This is a genomic window from Leucobacter ruminantium, from assembly GCF_017565705.1.
GTDB lineage: Bacteria > Actinomycetota > Actinomycetes > Actinomycetales > Microbacteriaceae > Leucobacter > Leucobacter ruminantium.
This window is the reverse complement of the sequence record NZ_JAGDYL010000005.1, coordinates 21,874-40,910: the sequence shown is the minus strand read 5'-3', so window position 1 is coordinate 40,910 and position 19,037 is coordinate 21,874. Positions and strand designations below refer to the sequence as shown.

Sequence of the window (19,037 nt, the reverse complement as noted above, 5' to 3'; positions counted from 1 at the left end):
CGATGATGACGAATGGTTAGACTGAGGGGCATGTTGAATCTGAATCGCCTCGCCCTGCTCCAGGAGTTGCACCGCAGAGGCACCGTGGTGGCGGTCGCCGACGCGCTGTCATTCACCCCGTCGACCGTTTCCCAGCAACTCAAGGTGCTTGAACGCGAGGTGGGGGCGCCGCTCGTCGAAAGGGTGGGCCGGGGCCTGCAACTGACACGGGAGGGCGAGCTGCTCGCCAAGCGCGCCACTCGGATTTTTGCAGAGGTCGAAGGTGCGGAGGCCCAGGTCGCCGCAGTGGGACAACAGGCCCGCGGTGATGTCAAGGTGGCGGCGCTGCAGACAGCTTCACTGGCGCTCATCCCACGGACGCTCGTCGCCCTCGATCAGGTGGATCCTCACCCGAGAATGGTGGTGAGCCGCATCGAGCCGCATCGAGCCTTGAACGCTCTCGAGGCGAGGGAATACGACATCGTGCTGGGCGAGGAGTACCCCGGCCTACCCGTCAGCCGACGAGACGATGTGCATTTCGCGCCGCTGGTCCGGGATCCGCTCGAACTCGTCGTTCCCCTCGATTACGAGGGCGAGGGCGATCTCCGCGCGGCGGCCGAGTGCTTGCCCTGGGTGATGGAGCTTCAGGGGAGCGACGCCCGCAGGTGGAGTGTCGGCCTCTGCCGGGAGCAGGGCTTCGAGCCCGAAGTGCAGTTCGAATCGGACGACCTGCTGGTGCAGATGCGTCTCGTCGAAACCGGTCATGCCATCGGCATCCTGCCGAAGCTTCTTCTAGACAGCGAGAAACCGAAGCTGCGCCGGATTCGCCTTGCCGAGGATCCCGCACGTCTCGTGTTCGTCGCAAGCAGAGCAGGCGCCTCGAACGCGCCTGCGATCCGAGCAGTGCTCAACGCCCTGGCCGACGCCGCTCATGCCCCGGGAGATGCGACCGAATCCAACATCTGAACACCGAGCTCAGGAACCGCTCTCGCCGACCTCGCAAAAGCGATTATTCGATAGTTCCGAATAAAAATAGGTGAAGATATTCGCTTGTCTCGGATAAACCGCTAGACCAAGGTTGCTACAGATACCAGCGTTTCGGCAAAGCCGCCGACCGGTATTTCGTTAGGAGCAGACATTGGCACACCAGCATCTCGAGCAGGCTCACGCCCTTCGGAAAGCCGTGGACCGGAAGACGGTCCGCAGAGTCCTCCCCTTCATCCTCGCCGCGTACTTCCTCTGCTATCTCGACCGGGTGAACATCAGTTACGCGTCTTTGGAGATGAATGCGGATATCGGACTCTCCGAGGCCGCATACGGCATCGGCGCGGGTATCTTCTTCGTCGCCTACTTCATCTTCGAAGTGCCGAGCAACGTACTCCTGACGAAGTTCGGCCCGCGCATCTGGATCGCGCGCATCATGATCACCTGGGGAATCATCGCCGGATGCATGTCCTTGGCGCAAGGCCCGATCTCGTTCTACGTGCTCCGATTTCTCCTCGGTGTCGCCGAGGCGGGCTTCTTCCCCGCCATGATCCTCTACCTGACGTACTGGTTCCCCGCGCGTCGTCGCGCTCAGATCACCGCCATGTTCTTCATGGCCGTGCCGCTATCGGGATTGGTCGGCGGGCCGCTCTCGACCTGGCTGATGACCGAGGCGCACGGCCTCTTCGGACTCAGGGGGTGGCAGTCGATGTTCATCATCGAGGCGGTCCCGACAGTGCTTCTGGGCATCGCGGCTCTGTGGATCCTCGTCGACCGACCGGAGAAGGCGAAGTTCCTGCGGGAGGACGAGCGCTCCTGGCTCGTGGCAGAGCTGAGGCTCGAGAACCAGGCGGTCAGCGCATCCGGTCACTCTCCCAAGGGAGTGTTCCGCACGATGTTGACGCCCGTCGTCCTTGCGATGTCGCTCATCTATCTCGGCCTCGAGTTCGGCGAGTACGCGATCGGCTTCTTCATGCCTCAGATGGTCGCGGCCCTCGATGAGCAGTTCGGCGGCGATCTCGGGTTGGTGCAGATCGGCTTCATCACGGCGATCCCCAGCCTGGTCGCCGTACTCGTCATGATCTGGTGGGGGCGGCACTCCGACCGCACCCAGGAGCGCACCTGGCACATCATCGGCCCGGCCGTTCTCGGTGCGATCGCTATCGCTGCCGCGCCGTACGTCACCAGTTTCTGGGCCACCATAGCCCTCTACTCGGTCACCGCCGCGTGCGTGTTCTCCGTGATTCCCGTGTTCTGGCAGTTGCCTTCGCGCTATCTCACGGGCGTATCGGCAGCAGTGGGTATCGCACTCATCAATTCGGTGGGCAATCTGTCGGGCATCATCGCACCTTCGCTCACCGGCGTGCTCAAGCAGGCGACAGGTTCATTCGGCCCGGGGTATCTGCTCATCGCCCTGTTCCTCGTGATCGCCGCGGTCGGCACACTGATCCTCCGCAAGGCGGTGCCTCCGACGGCGTCCGTGCCGTCGACCGAGGCGATTTCGACCGTGCTCTCCGAGGGGCAGCGCGTGAGGTGACGCGCGCGCGAGCACCGCGGTTCGAGCGCTCTCCAGAGCGCTTCCGGAACTCCGTGACTGCTGGCACGTCTTCGAGGGGATGTGCCAGCAGTATCGGCGCGTGCGCACCGGTAGCGGCGAAGAGGCGATCGCCCCGGCGTCTCGATACTCTGGGGATATGACCATGATGCAGGCCGTGCTCGGGTTCACCGCCGTCGCCGCAGTACTCACGGCCATCCCCGGCCTCGACACGACCCTGGTGCTTCGCACTGCGCTCGTACGCGGCAGGCGACACGGCTGCGCCGCCATGGTCGGCATCAACCTGGGTTCGCTCACCTGGGGTGTTGCAGCAGCTGTCGGAGCTGCTGCTCTGCTCGCGGCATCGGAAGTCGCATACCGGCTCGTGACCATCGCCGGAGCGCTCTACATGGCATATCTCGGTATCTCCATGATCATGAAGAGCTTCCGCGGTCGTTCGTCGGGCATCGCTGAGATTTCGGCGGTGCCTGCGGCGCCGTGGCGGAGCCTCGTCGCCGGCTACGGCACGAACCTCCTCAACCCGAAGATCGGCGTGTTCTACATCGCGACGATTCCGCAGTTCATACCGGACGGCGCGTCGCCGCTCGCCATGGGGCTGCTGCTCGCGAGCATCCACGCGGCGCTCGGCATGCTCTGGCTCGGAACGATCATCGTGGGCGCAGCCGCAGCCCGACGCTGGCTCGCGAATGCGCGATCGCTGCGCATCATCGATCGCGTCGCCGGAGCGGTGCTCATCGGGTTCGGCGCGAAACTCGCGCTCGACGCGCGATAGACGTCCGCAGTTCGGCCTCTTCACGGGATCCGACGCCGCATCACGGGGCCCTCGGATGAGCGCAACCAGGGCGCGTCCAGGATGTCGTCGGGGTCCAGCGGCAGGCGGAAGACGTCTTGAGCCGCTACAGCGACGCCTCGAGCTCGTCGATGTCGGCCATGATCACTGGCAAGCGGTTCGCGACCGAGATGCCCGAGAACAGCGAGGCCAGGTTGATCGCGGCGCGCAGTTCATCGTCGGTGGCGCCGGCCCGGCGAGCGGCGAGTCCGTGCAGCTTCGCGGCGTCGCTGAGCTTGCTCGCGAGGATAGCCAGCACCATGAGCTGCACCGTCTTCTGGTCGAGCGCATCGGGATAGATGAGCGCCGCGCGCCATGCCTCGTGCGCGATCAGCACCTCCGGCGCATGCTCCTCGAGCTGCTCGAACCGCGCGGCGACCCGCGGCGGGAAGAAGCCCAGCATCTCTCGATAGCTCTCGCGGAAGCCCTCGATCTGCGCGTTCTGCTCCTCGTTCGGCAATGCGATCTCCTTCGATCCTCGTGCGGCTTCCGCACCTGCTGGTCAGTCAACTGACAGACTATCGCGCATGCGGTGGTTCCGACAGGGATCCTGCCGCGCCCCACCCTCCGGGATCCCGCGCGTGTTCACCCCTCCCGCACGCCGAAGGCCGGGGCCGGCTCCTTCGAGCGGGCCCCGGCCTTCGTGCCGGTCTGAGAGGAGGGAGCCTAGCGCTCGTTCTCCGGCAGATCCTTGATGTTCACGGCCTCGGTCACGGCGACACGACCGACACCGGCCGCATCGTCGTGCTCGATCTCGTCGCGGATCACCCGCACCGTATCCGTCGACGTGCCGACGCTGCGCAGCTCGTGCACGAGCTGCTCCAGCTCCGCACCGCCGGCCATCAGACCGGTCAGCTCCTCGAGCGAGATCTCCGACTTCTCGTGATATCCGATGCTCTGACCGCGCTTCAGCAGCAGGAAGCGGTCGCCCACCGGGTAGGCGTGATGCGGGTTGTGCGTGATGAAGATCACACCCAGGCCGCGATCCCTCGCCTGAATGATGTAGCGCAGCACCACGCCCGACTGCTTCACACCCAGAGCCGCAGTCGGCTCATCGAGGATCAGCACCTTCGCGCCGAAATACACGGCGCGCGCGATCGCGACGCACTGCCGCTCACCGCCCGACAGCGTGCCGATCGGCTGATCGACATCGCGAAGGTCGATGCCCATGTCGAGCAGCTCCTTCTTCGCGGTCTTCTTCATGAACTCGACGTCGAGGCGCTTGAACGGACCCCACCCCTTCGTCACCTCGGAGCCCAGGAAGAAGTTGCGCCACACCGGCATGAGCGGCGCGACGGCAAGGTCCTGGTACACCGTCGCGATCCCTCGGTTCAGGGCCTCGCGGGGCGAATTGAACTTCACCTCCTCACCCTCGACCAGATAGGCGCCATCGGTGTTCTGATGCAGACCGGCGATGATCTTGATGAGCGTGGACTTGCCGGCGCCGTTGTCGCCGAGCACGCACATCACCTCGCCGGGGCTCACCTTCAGGCTCACATCGCGCAGCGCGATGATGTTGCCGTAGCGCTTGCCCGCATCCCGGAGTTCGACCAGCGGCGTTCCGGCCTGCGGAGCCGCGGTTGCCGTGGCGTTCATTTCTTGCCTCCCTTGCCCGCGCGGCGCTGCAGGGTGAAGTTCAGCACGGTCGCGCCGAGCAGCATCGCACCGAGGAAGAACTTCAGCCAGTCGGGGTTCCACTCCGCGTACACGACGCCCTTGAGCGCCATGCCGTAGATGAGAGCGCCGATCGCGCCGCCGATCGCGCTGCCGTAGCCGCCCGTCATGAGGCAGCCGCCGACCACCGCGGCGATGATGTAGAGGAACTCGTTGCCGATGCCCTCGCCCGACTGGACCGTCTTGAACGCGAACAGCTGGTGCATGCCCAGCAGCCACGCGCAGAAGCTGACGCCCATGTACAGGCCGATCTTCGTCCACACGACCGGAACGCCGACGGCGCGGGCCGCGTCGGGCGCGCCGCCCGACGAGAAGATCCAGTTGCCGGTCTTCGTGCGCTGCAGGATCCACGTCGCGACGATCACCAGCAGAATCCAGTAGAACACCGTGATCTTCACGTTGACACCGAAGACCGGGATATCGGAGGCGAAGATCGCCGCGGCCGAGTCGAAGCCGGGCCACTGCTCGATCGAGGGCGCGGCGACGCCGCCCGTGATCGCGCGCGTCACACCGAGGTTGAGACCCGTGATCATGAAGAACGTCGCCAGCGTGATGATGAAGCTCGACAGCTTCGTCTTCGTCAGCAACCAGCCGTTGATGAACCCGACGAGCAGCGAGGACACGAGGCCGACGATCACGCCGACCCACACATTGCCGCCGAACCAGTAGAGGAACAACGACGCGGAGAGCGCCGAGAAGACGACGCCGACACCGGCCGACAGGTCGACCTCGCCGCCGATCATCAGGAGCGACACACCCACGGCCATGATGCCGACGGTGGACGCACCGTAAAGGATCGTCGCGATCGACTCCGGCCTCGAGAACTGGGGCGCGACCACGGCGAACATGATCGCGAGCACCAGCGCCGCGGCCGTAGCGCCGGCCTCCGGCTTCGTGAAGAACCTGGTGAACAGGTTGCCGGAGGCCACACGCTCATCAGCCTGAGGAGCTGTAGTCGTAGACATATGAGTCTGCTTCCGCTGAGCCTTACCGATTACTCGGCGTCCTCGGACTCGGCCTTGTCGCCGCCCTTGAACTGAGCCGCGACGCTGTCGAGGTTGTCTGCGTTCACGACCGCGGGGCCGGTCAGCACTGCCTGGCCGCCGCCGAGCACGTAGCCGCCCTGGTTGTAGAGACGCACGGCCTCGACGCTCGAGTAGCCCTGGAGGAACGGCTGCTGGTCGATGCCGAAGAGGATCGAGCCGTCCTTGATCGCGTTGTAGACGTCGCCGTTCAGGTCGGTCGTCGCGAGCGTCGCGCTCGAGCCCGCATCCTTGATCGAGTCGAGAGCGGTGAGCGCGAACGGGGCGCCGAGTGTCAGCACGGCGTCGATGTCGGCGTTGGTCTGCAGCTTCGACGTGATGGTCGACGCGACGTTGGTCATATCGGTGCCCTGCACGTAGAGCACCTCTGAGGTGCCGGTGAAGGTGTCGGCGAGGCCGGCGCAACGGTTTTCGAGGCCGACGTGGCCCTGCTCCTGAATGACGCAGATGGCCTTCTTGAGACCGGCCTCGTTGAACTGCTCACCGGCCGCCTGACCCGCGATGAACTCGTTCTGGCCGAAGTGGGCGAGCACGCCCATGTCCTTGTACTGCTCCTCGCCGGCGTTGATGCTGAAGACGGGGATGCCGGCCTCGACGGCCTTCTTCACCTCGCCCGACATGGCGTCGGCCTTGGCGAGGGTGACGACGATGCCGTCGACGTCCTGATCGACCGCCTGCTGCACGAGCTGGGCCTGGCGGGCGCCGTCGGGATCGGAGCTGTAGAGCAGCTCGATGTTGTTCTTATCCGCTGCGTCCTCCGCGCCCGCGCGGATGGTGTCCCAGAAGGTGTCCCCGGGTGCGGCGTGGGTGACCAGGGCGACCTTCAGCTCCGGCAGATCCGCAGCGGCGTTTCCTCCGCCGCCGGCACCGCCGGCACCCGCGGGGGTGCCGCAGGCCGCGAGCGCGAATGCTCCTGCCGCCGCCGCAACGCCGAGACCGAGCTTGCCCCAACGGTTCATACGTGACTTCATCGTCTTCACTCCATCGTGTGTTCTTTGAACTAATGTCGTTACAAAGCTTGCGCTTCTTTCATGAGATTACCTCAGAATGCAACCCAATCGAAACCTGCACGATAAAGGTTGGGTAACGACGCGGTCCGTTCCGCGAACATTCGGCCCCGCGCGAAAGTATCGCCGAAGCATGCCGGAGCTCGTATACTTGGACCGGTCCAAAGTGTATGATGGAACATTTCCGCTGTCAATCCGGGAAGTTTCACGTCGAGTCGAACACGCGTTAAGGAGCGCCATGACGGCCTCCCCGCCCCTGCTGGCCGTCACCGCCCCATCCCCGACGGGCGCATCGTCGGGGGTACAGCAGGCACTGACGCGACGCTCCCCACTCGCGGAGGGCGCAAAGCGCGGCGCAGCGACGCTCATCCGCTCGCAGAGGGCGACCGCCATGGACGCCCCAGCCCTCACCGAGTTGACGCGATCTGCTGTCATAGAGCGCTGAGACAGCAGATTCCGTCAACTCGACGAGCGGTCACAGTGAACGGTCTCTGTGAACGGTCACGGCCACGGCCACGGCCACGGCCACGGTGAACGGTCACTGTGAACGGTCACGGTCACGGTCACGGTACGAGCGAACCGGAGGAACACGGCGAGGGATCCCGGCGCGGTGCGCCTCAGGATCCCGCACCGTCCCGCCTCACCGAGTTGACGCGATCTGCTGGCATTCGGTGCTGTGACAGCAGTTCGCGTCAAGTCGATGCGGGCGCATCCGGGGTGAGGGGTCCGGGGCGGATCCCTCACCGCTGTGGATTCAGACCGTATGCGGCGGCGCCCCGCCCGCGAGCACGGCGGCGACCGCCTCGGCCGCCATGCGGAAGGTCGCCGCCATCGCGGCCTCCGACAGGCCCGTGGTGTGCGGGCTGAGCAGCACGTCGTCGCGCCCGGCGAGCGGATGGGCCCGGGCCGGCTCGGACGGGAACACATCGAGCCCCACTCCCCCGAGCGCGCCCTCGTCGAGAGCTGCGCGCAACGTCTCGACCGAGACGAGCTCGGCCCGTGCGCAGTTCACGAGCACGAGCGGCCCGCGTCCCCGCCGCGTCTCACGCAACAGCTCGATCGGCAGCAGCTCACCGTCGCCGCCCGGCAGGTGCAGGGTCAGCGCATCGGCCTCGCGCACCGCGCCTTCGAGCGACACGTTCTCGTACTCATCGGAGCGCACGAACGGATCGTGCACAATCACGCGCATGCCGAACGCCGAGCCGAAGCCCGCGATGATGCGGCCGATGCGGCCGAAACCGATCACCGCGAGCGTCTTGCCGAACGCGTCGCCCGGCACGGGCACCGGGTCGACGCCCCAGCGGTCGCCCGACACGTAGGCGTCGGAGACGCCCACCCGCTTCACGAGCGACAGCAGCATCGCGAACGCACCCTCGGCCACGGCGCGGGCGTTGCTGCCGGGCGTGATCGCGACGGCCACCCCGCGCGCCCGCGCAGCCGCGAGGTCGACGCGTTCGACGCCGACGCCCGTGCGCGCCGCCACCCGCAGGCGCGGCATGCGGTCGAGCAGCGCGGCGTCGACGTCGAAGGCCGCGCGCACGATCGCTCCCTCGGCCACCGCGAGGTCTTCGGGTGAGGGATCCCTGACGAACACCGCGTCGGACGGCAGGAACGGAGTCACGAGCGCCGGGTCGACCGGGCCCAGGCCGACGACGACGGGGCGGGCGGTCTCGACTCGCTGCGCTCGCTCGACCAGCGGATTGGGGGCTGCGCGCTCGGCGGGTGGTACGGTTTCGACTCGCTCCGCTCGCTCGACCGGCGAATCGGCCTCGCTCACCGCTCCGCTCCGAAACCGTCGGGGATCGAGCCGCGCACGGTCGACGCGAGCAGCGTCGCGTCGGAGCCGATCGCGAGGAAGCCGAAGCCTCGTTCGAGGTATCGCTCCGCGGCCGCGCGGTCGTTCGCGAGGATGCCCGCGACCTTCCCGTGCGCCCGGCAGGCGGCGACGACGCGGTCGAGCACCTCCTGGAAGCCGGGATCGTCGAACTGCCGCGGCACCCCGAGCGCGTAGCTCAGATCCTGCGGGCCGACGAAGAGCACATCGGCGCCGTCGGTCGCGGCGATCGCCTCGAGCTCGTCGACCGCGCCGCGCGTCTCGATCTGCACGATGCCGACCGCCTGCTCGTTCGAACGGTCGAGGGCGCCCGTGTCGAGCGTCCACCTGGCGGCGCGGTTGTAACTCGCGACGCCGCGATCGCCCTGCGGCGGATACAGCTGGTGGCGGCGCGCCTCGGCCGCCTCGGCTGCACTCGAGATGCGCGGGAACATGACGCCCGCCGCTCCCGCGTCGAGCACGCGCCCGATGCGGATGCGTTCCGGCTGCTCGACGCGCACGAGGGTTGCGGCGCCGTAGGCTCCCGCCGCCGCGACGACCGCGCCGACCTGGTCCTCGTCACCGCCCCCGTGCTCGAGGTCGACGAGCACCCAGTCGAGCCCGGCCGCCGCGCACACCTCCGCCGCCGTCACCGAGCCGAGGCCCAGGAAGGTGCCGACCGTGGGCTCGCCCGCGAGGAAGCGCTCGCGCAGCGAGCGGCCCGCGGCGAGGGGGTTGGAGGCTTTCGTTCCCCGAGCCTGTCGAGGGGAGCGGTCGCCGACCATCTCGACAGGCTCGATGTCCGGGGTAGAGCTCGGGCCGGCGCCAGCTGCCGCACTCATCCGTGCCACCGCTGCATCGCAAGGCCCTCGCCGTACTCGGCCAGCTTCTCGGAGGTGTCGACGTGCTCCCAGACCTCGGCCGGCGAGACGTCCCACCACACCTCGGACGAGGGCAGGTCGGCGTGCGGTATCGTCGGCACGACGATCACGACGGGGCCGCGCGCGTCGCGGGTCTCGTCGAGCGCCGCGCGCACCTCGTCGGCCGTCGTCGGGCGGCGCACCTCGGCGCCGAGGCCGGCCGCGATCTGCCCGAGGTCGATCCGCAGGTAGTCGCCCTCGAGGCGATTCTCGCGGGCCGCGGCCGATTCGGCGCGCTCCACGGCGCCCGCGAGAGATCCCTCGCCCTCGCGGTAGCGGAACTCGTTGCCGAAGTGCTCGCCCGTGCGCCACATCTGCAGGCGGCGGATCACCTGGTAGCCGTGGTTCTCGGAGATGACGACGGTGAAGGGGATGCCCTCCTGCGCCGCCGTGACGATCTCGGTCGGCATCATCACGAAGGTGCCGTCGCCGACGAACGCGGTCACCCGGTGCGAGGGATCCGGGTCGGCCACGCGCACACCCATCGCGGCGGGCAGCTCGTAGCCCATGCACGAGAAGCCGAACTCGAGGTGCGCGTGCCGGCCGCCGGTCGCGTCCCACACCTTCTGCAGGTCGCCGGGAGGGCCGCCGGCCGCCGCGACGATCGTGTCGCCCGGGCGCGCATGCTGCTGCATCAGACCGATGAGCTGGCCCTGCGTGAGCACGGCGTCGGTGTCGGGCAGCTCGGGGTGCTGATCCTTCGGGAAGAGCCGCGAGGGATCGAGCGCGGCGTCGCGCGCGGGCAGCCACTCGGCGCGGGCGGCCTCGACCTCGGCCGCCCACTCGGCGGGCACGCGGTAGTCGGCGAGCTCTGCGGCGAGCGCCTCGAGCGCGAGTCGGGCGTCGGCGATGGCCGCGGTGGCGCCCTGCTTCACGGCGTCGTGCTCGACGACGTTGATCGAGGCGAAGCGCACGTCGGGGTTCGCGAACAGCGACTGCGACGCCGTGGCGAAGTCGGTGAGGCGGGTGCCGATGTGCACGATGAGGTCGGCGCGCTCGGCGAGACGGTTGGTGGTCGGGGATCCCTCGAGACCGATGCCGAAGACGCTCCACGGGCCGTCCTCGGTGACCGCGCCCTTGCCCGCGAAGGTCTCGGCGATGGGCAGAAGGGTCTGCTTGCCGAGATCGGTGAGCGTCTGCTGCGCGTCGGAGTAGATGATGCCGCCGCCGGCGATGACGAGCGGGCGCTCGGCATTCTTGATGAGCTCGGCGACCTGCGCGACCTCGGTCGCGTCCGGCACGCGGCGGCGGATCGTCCAGTCGCGCTCCTCGAAGAACTCGACCGGGAAGTCGTAGGCGTGCGACTGCACGTCCTGCGGCAGGGAGATGACGACCGCGCCGGTCTCCTCGGGGTTCGCGAGCACGCGGAACGCCTGCGGCAGCGCGGTGAGCAGCTGCTCGGGCCGGTTGATGCGGTCGAAGAAGCGCGACACCGGACGGAACGTGTCGTTCGCGGTGACGTCGGGGGTGCCCGGCAGATCGAGCTGCTGCAGCACGGGGCCCTGGCGGCGGGTCGCGTAGGTGTCGCCCGGGAAGAGCAGCAGCGGGATGCGGTTGACGGTGGCGAGCGCTGCCGCCGTCACGAGGTTCGTCGATCCGGGGCCGATCGACGCGGTGACGGCGAGCGTCTGGCGGCGCTTCGAGGCCTTCGCGAATCCGGTCGCCATGTGGCCGAGCGCCTGCTCGTTGCGCCCCTGCACGAACGGCAGGCGGTCGGCGTGCTCGGCGAGCGCCTGACCGAGACCCGCGACGTTGCCGTGCCCGAAGATGCCGAGCGCCGCGGGCACGAAGCGGCGGCGTTCGCCGTCGGCTACGGAGTGCTGGGCGGCGACGTAGCGCACGATCGCCTGCGCGACCGTGAGCCGCACGGTCTTTCCGGAGTGTCCCTGGACCATGTTCAGATGCTCCCTTGCTTTCTGTTGTTCTGCGTTTTCTCGAAGCCCGTGCTCATGCACGGTGCTGAAGGTCTGGCGTCCGGTGGGATTCGCAAATGCGCGACTTGGTCGGGTCTGGCGGGAGCATTCGGTTTCGGCGCTCAGCGCCGCAACCGAATGCGGATGGATCAGTCGCGCATTTGCGAATCCCACCGGATGCGATCCCTCTGGGAACTACCCGTGCATGATCACGGTCTTCACTTCCGTCATCTCCTCGATCGTCGACCGCACGCCTTCCTTCCCGTAGCCGGAGGCTTTGAGGCCGCCGTAGGGCATGAGGTCGGCGCGCCACAGGGGCGTCCAGCCGAGGTGCACACTGCCGGCGTCGATCTCGCGCATGGCGCGGACGCCCTCACCGAGGGTGCCGCCGAAGACGCCGGCCGCGAGACCGTAGGGGGTGCCGTTGGCGGCGTCGATCGCGGCGTCGAAGTCGTCGACCGCGGTGACGGCGACTGCGGGGCCGAAGAGCTCCTCCTGGGCGAAGGCCTGGCGGGTGTCGACGCCGGTGACGACCGCGGGAGAGATGAAGGCGCCGTCGCGTTCGCCGCCGGTGAGCAGCTGCGCGCCGTCGTCGACGGCCCGCGAGATGCTCGCGGCGACGCGCTCGGCCTCGCGCTCGGCGACGAGCGGGCCGAGAGTGGTGCCGTCCGCGAAGGGATCGCCCATCTTGATCTGCGCGACCTTCGGCAGCAGGGCGTCCATGAAGTCGGCCTCGACGTCGCGGTGCACGATGACGCGCTGCACCGAGATGCACACCTGGCCGGCGTTGACGTAGCCGCCGGCGGCGACCGCGGAGGAGGCCTTCTCGATGTCGGCGCCGGGCAGGATGACGGTGGGCGACGATGCTCCGAGCTCGAGCGACAGCTTCTTGACGCCCGCGATGGAGGCGATGCGTTCGCCGACGCCGGTGGAGCCGGTGAATGAGATCTTGCGCACGCGCGGGTCGGTGACGAGCGCGTCTCCGAGCACGCCGCCCGAGCCTGTGACGACCGAGATGACGCCCTCGGGGACGCCTGCGTCGACGAAGCACTGCGCGATCTGCAGCGCCGTCAGCGGAGTCGCTCCCGCGGGCTTGAGGATGACCGCGTTGCCGGCGGCCAGGGCCGGGCCAACCTTGTGCAGCACCAGCAACGCGGGGTAGTTGAACGGCGTGATGGCGACGACGATGCCGACGGGCTGGCGGAGGGTGAAGCCGACCTTGTCCTGCCCGGTGCCGGGGTTCGCGTCGAGCGGGAGGCTGTCGCCGTAGAGTTGGCTGCCCTCGAAGGCCGAGAGGCGGATGATCGCGCCGGAGCGGCGGGCCTCGCCGAGGGCCTCGGTGAGCGGCTTGCCGTTCTCCGCGGAGATCGTGGCGGCGATCTCCTCGGCGCGGGCGTCGGCGAGGTCGGCGGCCCGGTTCAGGATCGCGACTCGCTCGTGCGCCGGGGTGCGTCGCCAGGCGGCCGCGCCGCGCTCGGCGGTGGCGATGGCGGCGTCGACGTCGGCGGCGGTCGCAACGGCGACCTCGCCGACGGCGCTGCCGTCGTAGGGCGAGCGGACCTCGGCGCGAGCACCGTCTGCGGCCTCTCGCCATTCGCCGCCGATCAACAGGCCGAACTTCCTCATCCGACTTCCACCTTCCATCATTGGACCGGTCCAAATTGTACGCACGGGATCGAACTCACGTCAACCTCCGCCGAGCGCGTCACGGAGCGTCGCGCCCGTCGCGCGCCGGGATCCCTCATCTCTGCCGCACCGCCACCCGGCACGGCCATCGCATCGCAGTCCCATACGACCCGCCTACCGCAGGTAGGGCAGTGCGGCATCGTGCGCCGCCCGCAGAGCGTCCTCGAGCGGCAGCCGCCGATATTCCCGCGAGAGCATCTCCACGCCCCACGGGCCGCGGAAGCCCGTGGCCCGGATCGCCTCGACGAGACCGCGCACGTCGAAATCGCCCTCTCCGCACAGCCGCCGGTTGTCGGTCGTGTCGGTGAAGAGGTCGGGCAGCGATTCGGCCGGGCAGTCCCCCATCTCCACGGAGAACACGCGGTCGCCCGGCACCTTCGCGACCTCGGAGAAGGGCGTTCCCGCCCGGAAGACGTGCCAGAAGTCGATGCAGATCCCCACATTCGGGAGCCCGACCTCCGACACGAGCGCAGCACCCTTCGGCGTCGTGTCGATGCCGGAGAAGGCGATCGGCTCGATCGCCACCCGCAGACCTCGCTCGGCCGCCTCTCGGCCCAGCCTCCGGAACGGCTCGACGAGATATCCGAAGTCCTCCTCCGGCCCGTTGAAGGCGGCGCCGACCTTGACGAACGAGGCTCCGATGGTCTCGGCCGCCTCCAGCAGCAGAACCCACGTCTCCCGCCAGAGGCCCTCGTCCAGCCACCAGTCGTTCAGGAACTCCACCTCGCGGTGCACGAGACCAGCCCCGTCCAGCCGGCGGCGCAGCTCTTCGAAGCCGATGGTGCGCTTGATCTCCGCGAGGTCGGCCTGGTTCAGCCCCATGCCCGACCAGCCGGTTCGCGAGAGAGCGGCGATGCGCTCGTCGATCGGATACGTGCTCCGTTCGTCGGGGAAGAGCGGGGCGACCGCGCCGGCGCTCGTCCAGCACGAGGCGACGAGTTGCGTGTCCGTCGATGCGCTCACAGTTCCTCCGGAAGCTCTCGCGCCGCCGAGGCGAAGTCGAACTCCACGAACGCCATGCCGCCCGTCGCCCCGATCTCCTCCCCGGAGATGCTGCGCGCCGCGTCCGAGAGGAGAAAACGGCAGAGCTCGCCGATGTCCTCGACGGTCTGCGGCCGACCCACGGGGATCGGCTTGACGTGCTCTGCGAAGATCTCGTCCTCGCTGCGCCCCGTCGCCGCGGCGTCCGCTTCCAGGATGCGGTCCCAGATCGGGGTGCGAACCACCCCGGGGCAGACGGCGTTCACCGTGATGTCGAGCGGGCCGAGATCGAACGCGAGGCTCTTCGAGAAGCCGATCACCCCGGCCTTCGAGGCGGCGTACGCGCCCTGCAGCGCGGCGGGCGCACGCCCGGTGATCGACGCGATGTTGACGATCGCGCCGCCGCCGTTCCTCCGCAGCACGGGCGCCACCGCCTGACAGGCCCGGAAGGTGCCCTCGAGGTTCACGCGCAGAATGCGGGTCCACTCCTCCTCGGTGTTGAGCAGGAAGTGCTTCACGAGCGAGATCCCCGCGGCGTTCACGAGACCCCATAGGCCGTCCACCGACTCCGCCGCCTCCCGCATCGCGGTGGTCGCCGCCGGATCGCTCACGTCGGCGACGACCGTGCGCACGCGCTCGAAGGAGGCCGCGACCTCCCCGAGCCGAGCCGCGTCGCGGTCGGCGAGGATCACGCCGTAGCCGGAATCGTGCAGCACGCGGGCGATGCCCTCGCCGATGCCCGACGCACCGCCCGTCACGAACGCCCAGCGCTCCTCGGAGCCGCGATCCCTGATCTTCTCCATAACCTGCTCCTCGCTCACGGCGTGAACACCACCTTCAGCGCCTCGCCGGCGCGGGCCAGCCGCATGCCCTCATGCACCTCTTCGAGCGGCAGCACATGGCTCACGATCCTGCCGATAGGGATCGCGCCGCTCTCGATGAGATCGAGCGCCTCGCGCATCGTGTTGCGCATGAGGAAGGCGCCGTGGATGCTCAGCTCCTTGTTCACGATGTCGGTCGGAGCGAAGCTCGCCCGCACCGCCGAGTTGATGCCGACGAGAACGATCCGGGCCTCGTCGGCGGCCATGGCGATCGCCGCATCGAGCTGGGATCCAACGGCCTCGTAGATGAGGGTGGGCCCAGCGCCGCCCGTCGCCTCGCGCACCGCCGATACGACATCGACGGCGCTCGGGTCGATACCGGTCGTGGCGCCGAGCTCGAGAGCCACGTTGCGGCGTTCCTCCGAGGGCTCGATCACGATGATCCGGCCCGCGCCCAGCAGCTTGAGCACCGTGACGGTCAGCAGGCCGATCGGCCCCCCGCCCATGACCACGGCCGTCTCCCCCGGGCGCACGCCCGCCTTGTGCACGCCGTTGAGGACGCAGCCCAGCGGCTCGGCGACGACGATGTGCTCCATCGGGGAGTCGGCCGAGACCCTGTAGGCGAAGTACGAGGGCACGCGCACGTACTCGGCCATGCCGCCGTCCCACCACTGCCCCGGCGTGTGCGGCCAGCCGGGCACCTCGCACTCGGGGTTGTCGAACACCACCTCGCAGAAATTGGGGCTGCCCGTGCGGCACGCATCGCAGCGTCCGCACGGCGGGTTCTGATCGATGGCGACCCGATCGCCGACGCTGAGGTCGCGCACCTCGGGGCCGACCTCTACGATCTCTCCGCAGAACTCGTGGCCGAAGATCACGCCGGGCTTCGCGGGGTGCGTCGGCGGCACATCGAGGATGTGGAGGTCGGAGCCGCAGATCCCCACAGCTCGGACCCGCAGCACGATATCGTCGGGCCGTTCGATGCGGGGGCGTGGGCGCTGCTCGAGTTCGAGCCTGCCCTCCCCCTTGAACACGGCGGCGCGCATGGTCTCGTTCATCAGTCGTTCCTTTCCGTCTGAGCGGCCATCGCCCGCGCTCGCTCGGCGGGTGTGGCGGTCTGGTACAGCTCGATGGTCAATCCGAAGGGATCCCTGCAGTAGACCCACTGGTCCCCCTCCTGCCCTGGAGAGTCGGTGAGCAGGTTCGGGGCCGAGAAGAACTCCGCGCCCGCGCCCTCGAGCGCGGCCACCGCGGCGCTCATGTCGGGAACGGCGAGTGCGAGGTGCCCGAGCCCCGGATCCTGAGTCCTGCGCCGCACCGGCGAGACCGGCAGGCCGCGGAACTCGTGCAGTTCGAGACGCACGGGGCCGAGACCGAGGAACGCCCAGCGCAGCTCGACCGTGTCGGAGGCGATGCCGAGCGGCGCACCGGCGATCGTGGTCCACTCGGTGCGCCCCTCCCGGCTCATGCCGAGCACGTCGGTGTAGAAGCCCACGGCTCGGTCGAGATCCTCGACCACGAGGCCGAGGTGGTGCAGCGAGAAGCCCGCGGTCATGCGCTCACCAGACGCTCGGCGCCCTGGCCGCAGACGTTCCAGCCACGACCGATATCGCCGACGGCCCGGAAACCGTCGTCGGTCACGATCACCGTGTCCTCCAGTTTGATGAACCCCCGTCGCTCGTGCCACAGCGTCGTCTCCACCGACAGCACCATACCGGGCTGCAGCGGGGCGTCGGCGTCCGTGTCGGGGTAGGGCACCGGGCCGGTCGCCGTGATGCGCGGCGCCTCGTGGCTGACGAGTCCCATGCCGTGCGTCACGTACGCGAGGCGCTCGGCGAACCGGCTCTTCGCGAGTCGGGCATCGCCTGCGGCGATGACGTCGCGTCCGAGTGCGCCGGCGCCGATCGCGCTGCGAGCGGCCTGCTGCACGGCGTCGACCTCCGCAAGAGCGTCTTCGAGTTCGGCGTCGGGCGATCCCAGCACGCCCATGCGCGCGAGATCGCCGATATACCCGCGGTAGTTGCCGCCGGAGTCGAGGCAGATGACGTCGCCCTCCTCGAGTCGATCGTCCGAGGCCGCACGGTTGAAGTTCGGCCCGGCCGACACGAGGCAGTACTCGAAGATGAGCCCGCGCTCCACCTCGGCGATACGCAGCCGTTCGACGGCATCGCGCTTCGTCAAGCCGGGTTCGAGACCGCCGAAGACCTCGAGGATCGACTCGACGGTGCGATCGGACGCCTGCTCCACGAGGTCGAGCTCCGCACCGGTCTTCCGGGCTCTCAGACGCTCGAGCAGGAACTCGGCGTCGGCCAGCTCGTAGGAGCCGCGCTCCTCGAGCACGGGCAGCGCGTCGACCGGCAGGAAGCTGGGCTCGATCCCGAGTCGGGCTCGCGTGCCGAGTCGCTCGCGCACCGCGTCGAGAGCGAAGTTCATCGCGTCGCGCACGCCCCACGCCTCGGCCTTGATGCGCTGCACCCAGATCGGTTCGTTCTCGATCTGGAAACCCTCCATCGCGTTGCCGACGAAGCACGAGGCGTCGGGCGCACCGCGGAAGTAGACGAAGACCGGCAGGTAGCGGCTCACGCCGACGGCGTCCATGTAGTCGAACCAGAAGAATCTGTGGCCGCCGAGCAGGTACTGCACGTTGTGCTTCGACGTCACGAGGAGGGCGTCGACGCTCTCGGCCTCCATGAGCTCGTCGAGTTGCCGTGTGTTGAAGGGGATATCCATGGGTGTTGTTCTCTCCTGAGAGTTCGGGCCTCAGCCCGCCTTGACCTTTCGCCGAGCGAGACGGCGCGTGTTGAACGAATCGAGCAGCACGGCGAGGAAGATCATCGCGGCCTGCACGAACTGCACCCAGAAGGGGCTTACGTTGAGCAGGGTGAGACCGTTGTTGATCACGCCGATCAGCAGCACGCCGATGAAGGTGCCGAGCATGCTGCCCTTGCCGCCGAAGAGGCTCGTGCCGCCGATGACGACGGCCGCGATCACCTGCAGCTCCAGCCCGGTTCCCGCCGTCGGGGTCGCGGATCCGAGTCGGCCGACGAGCACGACGGCCGAGATGCCCGCGCAGAGCCCGGCGAAGCCGTACACGAAGAACAGCGTCTGGCGATCCTTGATGCCGGAGAGCCTCGCGGCCTCCCTGTTGCCGCCGGTGGCGTAGACCTTGTGGCCGAACACCGTGTTGTTGAGGATCAGATGGCCCACGATGAACATCAGCACCGTGAGCACGGAGGCGAAGGGGATGCCCAGAACGGTCGCGCTGCCGATCCAGTTGAACGACTCGGGAAGGTCGTAGACGCTCTGACCCTGGCTGAGTTGCAGCGTCAGCCCTCTGCCCATGCCGAGTGTCGCGAGCGTCACGATGAACGGTGCGAGGTTCAACCACGCGACGGAGGCGCCGTTGAAGGCGCCGATGAGCGTGGAGATCAGCAGCGCGAGGATGACGCCCAGCACGCCGTCGCCCCCGCCCGCGACGAAGGTCGCGGCCACCATCCCGGACAGCGCGATGTTCGAGCCGACGGAGAGGTCGATGCCCGCCGTGATGATCACGAGGGTTGCCCCGACCGCCGCGATCCCGACGATCGCCGACTGATTCAGGATGTTCAGGATGTTGGCGGCGCGGAAGAACCTCTCCGAGAGCACCGAGAGCACGATGCACACGAGGATGAGGGCGACGAAGATGGGAGTCGTCGGGCTGAGCTTGATCCGCTGCCACGTGCGCGCGGCCCAGCCGGTCTGCCGCTCGGCGAGCGCGGGGAGGGCCGACGTCTCGGGCGGCCTCACCCGCTCTTCGAGCTTCTGCGTATTGAGATTCATTGGTTTCTTCCTC

17 protein-coding genes are annotated in these 19,037 nt (G+C 68.4%); 3 read left to right on the top strand and 14 right to left on the bottom strand.

The annotated features are described in order from the left end of the window. Positions 1-30 precede the first annotated feature (30 nt). From J4H91_RS03570 to J4H91_RS03560, 3 genes are all read left to right on the top strand, one after another. Positions 31-945 (top strand): LysR family transcriptional regulator, encoded by a 915-nt coding sequence (locus J4H91_RS03570; RefSeq protein ID WP_208044888.1) that lies wholly within the window; start codon positions 31-33, stop codon positions 943-945. A gap of 172 nt (positions 946-1,117) precedes the next feature. Next, the gene (locus J4H91_RS03565; protein ID WP_208044887.1) at positions 1,118-2,500 is read left to right on the top strand and encodes an MFS transporter; all 1,383 of its coding nucleotides are present in this window, start codon (positions 1,118-1,120) and stop codon (positions 2,498-2,500) included. 157 nt (positions 2,501-2,657) lie between these two features. After that, positions 2,658-3,290, top strand: a complete 633-nt coding sequence (locus tag J4H91_RS03560; RefSeq protein ID WP_208044886.1) for a LysE family translocator — start codon at positions 2,658-2,660, stop codon at positions 3,288-3,290. A gap of 124 nt (positions 3,291-3,414) precedes the next feature. Here J4H91_RS03560 and J4H91_RS03555 read toward each other — a convergent pair whose 3' ends face one another. The 14 genes from J4H91_RS03555 to J4H91_RS03490 form a co-directional block, all read right to left on the bottom strand. Next, on the bottom strand, positions 3,415-3,807 hold the full coding sequence (locus J4H91_RS03555) for a carboxymuconolactone decarboxylase family protein (protein WP_208044885.1): 393 nt from the start codon (positions 3,805-3,807) through the stop codon (positions 3,415-3,417). A gap of 206 nt (positions 3,808-4,013) precedes the next feature. After that, complete coding sequence (locus tag J4H91_RS03550; RefSeq protein WP_208044884.1) at positions 4,014-4,943, bottom strand: ATP-binding cassette domain-containing protein; 930 nt, start codon at positions 4,941-4,943, stop codon at positions 4,014-4,016. Then, positions 4,940-5,986 carry an ABC transporter permease gene (locus J4H91_RS03545; RefSeq protein ID WP_208044883.1) on the bottom strand — a complete coding sequence of 349 codons (1,047 nt, stop codon included), beginning with the start codon at positions 5,984-5,986 and terminating at the stop codon, positions 4,940-4,942. Before J4H91_RS03545 ends, J4H91_RS03550 begins: the two co-directional genes overlap by 4 nt. A gap of 29 nt (positions 5,987-6,015) precedes the next feature. Then, positions 6,016-7,035, bottom strand: coding sequence for a substrate-binding domain-containing protein (locus J4H91_RS03540; protein ID WP_424960821.1), 1,020 nt, complete (start codon positions 7,033-7,035; stop codon positions 6,016-6,018). A 790-nt stretch (positions 7,036-7,825) separates the two neighbouring features. Next, positions 7,826-8,848, bottom strand: a complete 1,023-nt coding sequence (locus J4H91_RS03535; RefSeq protein WP_341783416.1) for an NAD(P)-dependent oxidoreductase — start codon at positions 8,846-8,848, stop codon at positions 7,826-7,828. Then, entirely contained in the window at positions 8,845-9,726 is an 882-nt protein-coding gene (locus tag J4H91_RS03530) for an HpcH/HpaI aldolase family protein (RefSeq protein ID WP_243752590.1), read from the bottom strand. The genes J4H91_RS03535 and J4H91_RS03530 overlap by 4 nt, the downstream gene beginning before the upstream one ends. Further along, positions 9,723-11,699: a 3D-(3,5/4)-trihydroxycyclohexane-1,2-dione acylhydrolase (decyclizing) gene (gene iolD / locus J4H91_RS03525; RefSeq protein WP_208044882.1), complete on the bottom strand. Its 1,977-nt coding sequence runs from the start codon at positions 11,697-11,699 to the stop codon at positions 9,723-9,725. The genes J4H91_RS03530 and iolD overlap by 4 nt, the downstream gene beginning before the upstream one ends. Positions 11,700-11,912: 213 nt before the next feature. Continuing rightward, positions 11,913-13,343 (bottom strand): aldehyde dehydrogenase family protein, encoded by a 1,431-nt coding sequence (locus J4H91_RS03520; RefSeq protein ID WP_243752589.1) that lies wholly within the window; start codon positions 13,341-13,343, stop codon positions 11,913-11,915. A gap of 174 nt (positions 13,344-13,517) precedes the next feature. After that, a complete protein-coding gene (locus tag J4H91_RS03515; RefSeq protein WP_208044880.1) occupies positions 13,518-14,366 on the bottom strand; it encodes a TIM barrel protein in 849 nt (282 codons plus the stop codon). Next, positions 14,363-15,205 (bottom strand): SDR family oxidoreductase, encoded by an 843-nt coding sequence (locus J4H91_RS03510; protein ID WP_208044879.1) that lies wholly within the window; start codon positions 15,203-15,205, stop codon positions 14,363-14,365. Before J4H91_RS03510 ends, J4H91_RS03515 begins: the two co-directional genes overlap by 4 nt. Continuing rightward, positions 15,202-16,263, bottom strand: a complete 1,062-nt coding sequence (locus J4H91_RS03505) for a zinc-dependent alcohol dehydrogenase (protein ID WP_208044878.1) — start codon at positions 16,261-16,263, stop codon at positions 15,202-15,204. The genes J4H91_RS03510 and J4H91_RS03505 overlap by 4 nt, the downstream gene beginning before the upstream one ends. Continuing rightward, positions 16,263-16,760 carry a VOC family protein gene (locus tag J4H91_RS03500; RefSeq protein ID WP_208044877.1) on the bottom strand — a complete coding sequence of 166 codons (498 nt, stop codon included), beginning with the start codon at positions 16,758-16,760 and terminating at the stop codon, positions 16,263-16,265. Before J4H91_RS03500 ends, J4H91_RS03505 begins: the two co-directional genes overlap by 1 nt. Beyond that, positions 16,757-17,935 (bottom strand): M24 family metallopeptidase, encoded by a 1,179-nt coding sequence (locus J4H91_RS03495; RefSeq protein ID WP_208044876.1) that lies wholly within the window; start codon positions 17,933-17,935, stop codon positions 16,757-16,759. The genes J4H91_RS03500 and J4H91_RS03495 overlap by 4 nt, the downstream gene beginning before the upstream one ends. Before the next feature lie 30 nt (positions 17,936-17,965). Further along, the gene (locus J4H91_RS03490; RefSeq protein WP_208044875.1) at positions 17,966-19,024 is read right to left on the bottom strand and encodes an ABC transporter permease; all 1,059 of its coding nucleotides are present in this window, start codon (positions 19,022-19,024) and stop codon (positions 17,966-17,968) included. Positions 19,025-19,037 lie beyond the last annotated feature (13 nt).

Coding starts and splice junctions, on each gene's coding strand:
- J4H91_RS03520 (WP_243752589.1), bottom strand. CDS start 13,343: ATGAGGAAGTTCGGCCTGTTGATCGGCGGCGAATGGCGAGAGGCCGCA.
- J4H91_RS03500 (WP_208044877.1), bottom strand. CDS start 16,760: ATGACCGCGGGCTTCTCGCTGCACCACCTCGGCCTCGTGGTCGAGGAT.
- J4H91_RS03545 (WP_208044883.1), bottom strand. CDS start 5,986: ATGTCTACGACTACAGCTCCTCAGGCTGATGAGCGTGTGGCCTCCGGC.
- J4H91_RS03530 (WP_243752590.1), bottom strand. CDS start 9,726: ATGAGTGCGGCAGCTGGCGCCGGCCCGAGCTCTACCCCGGACATCGAG.
- J4H91_RS03490 (WP_208044875.1), bottom strand. CDS start 19,024: ATGAATCTCAATACGCAGAAGCTCGAAGAGCGGGTGAGGCCGCCCGAG.
- J4H91_RS03540 (WP_424960821.1), bottom strand. CDS start 7,035: ATGAAGTCACGTATGAACCGTTGGGGCAAGCTCGGTCTCGGCGTTGCG.
- iolD (WP_208044882.1), bottom strand. CDS start 11,699: ATGGTCCAGGGACACTCCGGAAAGACCGTGCGGCTCACGGTCGCGCAG.
- J4H91_RS03570 (WP_208044888.1), top strand. CDS start 31: ATGTTGAATCTGAATCGCCTCGCCCTGCTCCAGGAGTTGCACCGCAGA.
- J4H91_RS03560 (WP_208044886.1), top strand. CDS start 2,658: ATGACCATGATGCAGGCCGTGCTCGGGTTCACCGCCGTCGCCGCAGTA.
- J4H91_RS03495 (WP_208044876.1), bottom strand. CDS start 17,935: ATGGATATCCCCTTCAACACACGGCAACTCGACGAGCTCATGGAGGCC.
- J4H91_RS03505 (WP_208044878.1), bottom strand. CDS start 16,263: ATGAACGAGACCATGCGCGCCGCCGTGTTCAAGGGGGAGGGCAGGCTC.
- J4H91_RS03550 (WP_208044884.1), bottom strand. CDS start 4,943: ATGAACGCCACGGCAACCGCGGCTCCGCAGGCCGGAACGCCGCTGGTC.